At 60.9% G+C, this 6,047-nt stretch carries 6 protein-coding genes and 1 pseudogene; 6 read left to right on the forward strand and 1 reads right to left on the reverse strand.

The annotated features are described in order from the left end of the window. Nucleotides 1–12: 12 nt before the first annotated feature. The 4 genes from NKJ01_RS18825 to NKJ01_RS18840 all read left to right on the forward strand — a co-directional run bounded on the left by NKJ01_RS18825 (nt 13) and on the right by NKJ01_RS18840 (nt 3,820). Complete coding sequence (locus NKJ01_RS18825) at nt 13–1,017, forward strand: ABC transporter substrate-binding protein (RefSeq protein ID WP_352730033.1); 1,005 nt, start codon at nt 13–15, stop codon at nt 1,015–1,017. 67 nt (nt 1,018–1,084) lie between these two features. Then, a complete protein-coding gene (locus NKJ01_RS18830; protein ID WP_352601127.1) occupies nt 1,085–1,945 on the forward strand; it encodes an ABC transporter permease in 861 nt (286 codons plus the stop codon). 1 nt (nt 1,946) lies between these two features. Next, nucleotides 1,947–2,747 (forward strand): ABC transporter permease, encoded by an 801-nt coding sequence (locus NKJ01_RS18835; protein WP_352730035.1) that lies wholly within the window; start codon nt 1,947–1,949, stop codon nt 2,745–2,747. Beyond that, nucleotides 2,744–3,820, forward strand: coding sequence for an ABC transporter ATP-binding protein (locus NKJ01_RS18840; RefSeq protein WP_352730037.1), 1,077 nt, complete (start codon nt 2,744–2,746; stop codon nt 3,818–3,820). The genes NKJ01_RS18835 and NKJ01_RS18840 overlap by 4 nt, the downstream gene beginning before the upstream one ends. A 910-nt stretch (nt 3,821–4,730) precedes the next feature. Here NKJ01_RS18840 and NKJ01_RS18845 read toward each other — a convergent pair. Beyond that, nucleotides 4,731–5,318: a GDSL-type esterase/lipase family protein gene (locus NKJ01_RS18845; RefSeq protein ID WP_352730039.1), complete on the reverse strand. Its 588-nt coding sequence runs from the start codon at nt 5,316–5,318 to the stop codon at nt 4,731–4,733. On the opposite strand from NKJ01_RS18845, the pseudogene purU reads away from it, so the two are divergent. Continuing rightward, a pseudogene (purU, locus tag NKJ01_RS18850) lies at nt 5,277–5,483 on the forward strand (formyltetrahydrofolate deformylase); the annotation flags it as partial. The gene NKJ01_RS18845 and the pseudogene purU sit on opposite strands and share 42 nt — an antisense overlap. 35 nt (nt 5,484–5,518) lie before the next feature. Next, nucleotides 5,519–6,047 (forward strand): FAD-dependent oxidoreductase (locus NKJ01_RS18855; protein WP_352730041.1); only part of this gene is annotated, 529 nt, incomplete at its 3' end.

Consider the following 6,047-nt stretch of genomic DNA (forward strand, 5'->3'; position numbering starts at 1 on the left):
GAGGAGAACGACATGAAACTGATTTTCACCGGCATTCTTGCCGGACTGCTTGCAACGACGGCCGCCAAGGCCGAGGAAATGGTCTTCACCAGCTGGGGCGGAACAACCCAGGAAGCGCAGACCAAATCGTGGGCCGAGCCCTTCGCCGCCGCATCCGGCATCAAGGTGCTGCAGGACGGGCCGACCGACTACGGCAAGCTGAAGGCCATGGTCGACGCCGGTAGCGTCAACTGGGATGTCGTCGACGTCGAGATGGATTTCGCCATCAAGGCGGCCAAGGACGGCCTGCTGGAGCCGATCGATTTCGCCGCTGTGCCGAAGGCCGATCTCGATCCGCGCTTCACCACCGACCATGCCGTCGGCAGCTTCTACTATTCCTTCGTGCTCGCCTGGAACAAGGGCGCGGTGTCAGGCGAACCGGCCGGCTGGGCCGACATGTTCGACACCAAGAAATTCCCGGGCAAGCGCACCTTCTACAAATGGTCGGCGCCCGGCGTCATCGAGATCGCGTTGCTGGCCGACGGCGTTCCCGCCGACAAGCTATATCCGCTCGATCTCGACCGCGCCTTCAAGAAACTCGACACCATCAAGTCTGACATCGTCTGGTGGAGCGGCGGCGCCGAGTCGCAGCAGCTGATCGCTTCCGGTGAGGCGGCGTTCGGCCAGCTATGGAACGGCCGCGTCTTTGCGCTTCAGCATGACGAAGCCGATGTCGGTGTGTCCTGGAATCAGAACCTGACGGCAGCCGACGTCCTGGTGGTGCCGAAAGGCGCCAAGAACAAGGATGCGGCGATGAAGTTCCTGGCTGCGGCAAGCAGCCCGGCCGGCCAGGCGAAATTTGCCGCATCCAGCGGCTATGCGCCTGTTAACACCAAGGCCAAGGCCGAAATGGCGGCGGACGTCGTGAAGTCGCTGCCGGATGCCCATGTCGACGGGCAGATCAACCTCGACATGAACTACTGGGCCGAGCACCGCGACGAGATCGCCACGCGCTGGTATGCCTGGCAGGCGAAATAAGCCTGCCTCTTGAACAGCACGAGACGAGGCGGCCAGCACCGTCTCGTCCCATAGCCGGATCACTGCCATGTCGGTCGAAACACGCCAGAGCCTACCAGGATTCCGCATGCCGGCAGGCTTCAACAGCCTGCTGCCGGCGCTGGTCCTGATCGTGCTGTTCTTCGTCGTGCCGGTCTTGGCCCTGCTCTTGCGCAGTGTCACCGAGCCCGAACCCGGCCTGCAGAACTACGCAACGCTGCTGGGTGACGGCACCTATGCCAGGGTGTTCTTCAACACCTTCCTCGTCGCGGCGGTGGTCACCGCCGTTACCGTCGTCGTCGCCTTTCCAGTCGCCTGGATGCTGGCGATCATGCCCTCGGCGCTGGCCTCGATCATCTTCGGCGTCATCATCCTGTCGATGTGGACCAATCTGCTCACCCGCACATATGCCTGGATGGTGCTGCTGCAGCGCACCGGCGTCATCAACCGAGCGCTGCTCGCCATCGGCATCATCGACCAGCCGCTGCCGCTCATCAACAATCTCACCGGCGTGACCATCGGCATGGTCTACATCATGCTGCCGTTCATGATCCTGCCGCTGGTCGGCACCTTGCGGGCGATCGACCCGATGACGTTGCGTGCCGCAGCATTGTGCGGCGCCAGCCCCATCCAGGCATTCCGTCGCATCCTGCTGCCGCTGTCGCTGCCCGGCCTCGCCGCTGGCGGCCTGATGGTGTTCGTCATGTCGCTCGGCTATTTCGTCACCCCGGCACTGCTCGGCGGCACATCGAACATGATGCTGGCCGAAATGATCGCGCAGATGATCCAGTCGCTGCTCAATTGGGGGTTGGGCAGCGCCGCCGCCTTCATCCTGCTCGTCGTCACCATGGCGCTCTACGCATTGCAGCTGCGCCTTGTCGGCGCCAGGCGCATGACGGGAGGCATCTGAGATGCTGCTCGACTACGACCGCATGGGTTGGTTGAAAATTGCGCTGCTCGGCTTCACCGCCCTGGTCGCCGCTTTCTTGCTCCTGCCGGTGGTTTTCATTGTTCTGCTGTCGTTCGGCTCGTCGCGCTGGCTGGCCTTTCCGCCACCTGGCTGGACGCTGAAATGGTACCAGGAGCTGTTCGCCGACCCATCCTGGCTGGAGGCGGCGCTGACCAGCGCCCGCATCGCCACGATGACGGCGATCCTTGCCGTGATGATCGGCCTGCTTGCCTCCTTTGCCCTGGTTCGCGGCCAGTTTCGCGGCCGCGAAATCCTTCGCGGTCTGCTGCTGACGCCGATGGTGTTGCCGGTCGTGGTGTTCGCCATCGCAATCTACGCCTTCTTCCTGCGCCTCGGTCTCGGCGGTACGACGATCGGATTCGTCATCGCCCACACAGTGCTTGCCCTGCCCTTCGCGATCATCCCGATCGCCACGGCGCTCGAAGGCTTCGACAAGTCGATCGAGGATGCCGCGATCGTCTGCGGCGCCAGCCCGCTCGAGGCAAAGCTCAGGATCACCTTGCCGTCGATCCGTATCGGCATCCTTTCCGCCGCGATCTTTTCCTTCCTCGCCTCCTGGGATGAAGTCGTGGTGGCGATCTTCATGGCTAGCCCCTCCTTGCAAACCCTGCCGGTCAAGATCTGGGGCAGTCTGCGCTCGGATCTGAGCCCGGTCATCGCCGCCGCCTCCAGCCTGCTGGTCGGGCTGACGCTTGCCCTGATGGTGGTGACGGCGCTGCTGCAGCGAAAGGTCAAGACATGACCCAGCCCTTCCTCTCCATCCGCAAATTGCACAAAGCGTTCGGCGCGTTCACCGCCGTGCACGACGTCACCCTTGAGATTCCCAGGGGCGAATTCCTGACCTTTCTCGGGCCGTCGGGTTCGGGAAAATCAACGACGCTCTATGCCATCGCCGGCTTCCAGGATCCGAGCTCCGGCGATGTCCAACTGGAAGGCAAATCCTTGCTGGCGATACCCTCGCACAAGCGCAGCATCGGCATGGTCTTCCAGCGGTACACGCTGTTTCCGCATCTGACGGTGGCCGAGAACATCGCGTTTCCGCTTCGGGTGCGCCGCCGACCTGATGCCGAGGTGAAGAAGAAGGTCGCCGACATGCTGACCCTGGTGCGGCTGGAAAGCTTCGCCGCGCGCTTGCCGGGCGCACTGTCGGGCGGCCAGCAGCAGCGCGTGGCGCTGGCCCGCGCACTGGCCTACGACCCGCCAATCCTGCTGATGGATGAGCCATTGTCGGCGCTCGACAAGAAACTGCGCGAGGAGATCCAGGCCGAGATCCGCCGCATCCACCGCGAGACCGGCGTTACCATCCTCTATGTCACGCATGACCAGGAGGAAGCGCTGCACCTCTCGGATCGGATCGCGCTCTTCAGGGACGGTCGCATCGAGCAGACCGGCAGCGGCGAGGACCTGTATCTCAGACCGGCCACCGACTTCGTCGCCGGCTTCATCGGCAATTCGAATTTCCTCACCGCCGAACATCTCGAAACCGCCAATGGCGCGGCAACGATCCGGCTGGCGGACGGTTCAGTCGTCTCCGGCGTGAGCGTCAACAGGACCTTCGACAAGGGGCAAAAAACCAGGCTGATGATCCGGCCGGAAGCGTTTGGCATGGAACGAAAGCCGGCGAGCGCGGAACTCGCTGTCGAGATCGTCGATGTCGCCTTCTATGGCGAACGACGGCGCATCGTCGCGCGCACGGCCACTGGACAGGAGATCGACATCAGGCCGACCTCCGCCGCCATGCGGTCGCAGGATCTGACGCCCTGCAGCCGTCAAGTCTTTTTCGATCCGGCGGCGGCATTCCTGTTTTCCGCATAACTGCCCGATCGAGAAAGCTCCTGCCAATGATCCTCCCGCCGCTCGCCGACGCGCCCCTCTTTCAACACCGGTGCCTTGTCGACGGCGAATTTGTCCGCACGCCGTGCGACCTCAGTCGAAAATCCGGCTGACGGCGCGCTGATCGCGCATGTTCCCCGCTTAGGGATCAAAGCGCAAGGCCGATTACCAAGCCGGAGAGGGGCGCCGCTGATCTCTTAGAGCGCCGTGATAGCAGTGTCCTAAGATTGCCTGGTGGCTTCGCGACCGAGTGCACGCTTTCCATGGGAGTCGCGGGCGAGCCTGATACAAGCCGGAAGGCCTTGAACGGTCAAAAAATGTGCTCTCTCAAATGTAGCCGACGTGCTTTTTGAGAGAGATTTCTCTTTCGCAAACTACGAATCCGTGGTTGCACAGGACGATGTGGTCAACGAAGCATTTTCATTTAATGTCAAAGTTCCATAAGATATCTTATGCGACTTTAACAGTAAAACGTCAACAATCTTCAATATTTCTAAGTATGCATGTTGCTTTCCCTAAGTCTTATCGACGGCTTCGAGAGGCAATCCGTCAGTGTTGCACAATGCCGTTTACTCGACTTCTAATCTCCGTTGCTGTTAAAAACTCGGGCAAATGGATCAGTTTCGTTGTTGGCCAGTAAGCGGATCGATAACTTGTGTGATCTCGGTGATGGCTGCAACCGGGATTCCACTCAGGTCCGAGTGCCTGCGGATTGCCGCTTGGAGATGTCCTCCGAACTACCTCATGAGCTCCTACCCGAAAGCCGCGAGAGATAGGTTTCGTACCAGCGGCGCTGGCGGTAGAATCCGTGGCGCTGGCTCGCGTCTGCCAATTCGCTGTTGAGAACACGGTCCAGCCTTCATAGACCGCCGTTCGTTCTTCAGACGGGTGTTCAACGCGGTTGCACCTGCGCGAGCAGCGCCTCAACCATAGGGAGCATGTTTCTAACGATGATCGCATCACCCGCTGCATTTGGGTGGTCGCTGTCCGCTTGCAGCAACTCCCGATGCCCAGTCACACCCTCCTTGAAGTCGGCGTAGAGCAAGACTCCATGCCTGGTCGCCAGCTCGGAGAACATCTTTGAAAATCGCTGGGCATAATCAGCCCCATGCCCAGCAGAGAGAATAGACGAGCAATAGTCATAGGCCGCGGTTCCAACTACAAGCACTGGTACGCGCTTCTGGGCGAGGATACTCAGAATCTGGTCGAGGTTCGCTCGCGTGTGATCCAGGTCGATACGAGCGCAATCGTTCTGACCCAATTCAATGATGACAACGTGGTTTGCAGGGCTCGCCCGCAGGTCAAGGCCGTCCTTGGATTCCGCCAGCCAAGCGAGACCCCGTTTGGTGGTCGCCGTGTACCCCACCTCGAGAATTGTCACTGGGTGCCCGGCAGCGTTCAGCCCCGACTTGAGCCTGGTCGCAAAGGTCCCAGGGGCGAGGGTCCGATTATCGAGCAGGACATTGTGCGGGTCACGCACGCACAAAGTGCCGGAGACTACGTGAGCCTTGGCCGCGATGTTGAGAGCCAGGTTCTCGCCCGTGCGATCCACGCTCACATCCATGGTCGCGTTTTCATCAACGGAAGCAAGGCGGTGGTCTTCCCGGCATCGCCCGGATCCTATGCCTCCGAACGCATGGGGTAGCCCTCCAGCAGCCTCAAAGAAGGGTTCAGTCCCAAATGAAAGTGGCAGTTCTGGGCGCAGGCATCGTCGGTGTGACATCCGCCTACCAGTTGGCAAAGGCGGGACACGAGGTCATCGTCATCGACAGACTAAAGGGGCCAGCGCTGGAGACGAGCTTCGCCAACGCCGGTGAAATTTCCTTCGGCTACTGTTCCCCTTGGGCTGCCCCTGGCATACCGTTAAAGGCGATGAAGTGGCTGTTCATGAAGCATGCTCCTCTCATCCTTCGCCCGAAATTGGACACGGCCATGCTGTCCTGGCTGACTAGGATGCTCGCCAACTGCAATTCGGAACGGTACGCGATCAACAAAAGCCGGATGTTGCGCCTTGCCGATTACAGCCGCGTTTCGCTCGCAAGCCTTCGTGCAGAGACGGGCATCGAATACGATGGGAGAAAGCGGCAGACTTTATCTCACAGTGCGTTGCCGCCTGGGGGCTTTGGGGCCGTGTATGGACGGCTCTCCGTTGGCAAGGGATTTGTGAGCTTTTGCAGTTGCTGGTTGGTGCGGCCATGTATCCGACCTG

Origin of the sequence: Mesorhizobium sp. M0276 (assembly GCF_040321755.1) — a bacterium.
In the GTDB taxonomy this organism is placed as follows: Bacteria; Pseudomonadota; Alphaproteobacteria; order Rhizobiales; family Rhizobiaceae; genus Mesorhizobium.

Bases quoted from the DNA above. Each gene is read 5' to 3' on its own strand.
- NKJ01_RS18825 (WP_352730033.1), top strand. From the start codon at position 13: ATGAAACTGATTTTCACCGGCATTCTTGCCGGACTGCTTGCAACGACG.
- NKJ01_RS18830 (WP_352601127.1), top strand. From the start codon at position 1,085: ATGTCGGTCGAAACACGCCAGAGCCTACCAGGATTCCGCATGCCGGCA.
- NKJ01_RS18835 (WP_352730035.1), top strand. From the start codon at position 1,947: ATGCTGCTCGACTACGACCGCATGGGTTGGTTGAAAATTGCGCTGCTC.
- NKJ01_RS18840 (WP_352730037.1), top strand. From the start codon at position 2,744: ATGACCCAGCCCTTCCTCTCCATCCGCAAATTGCACAAAGCGTTCGGC.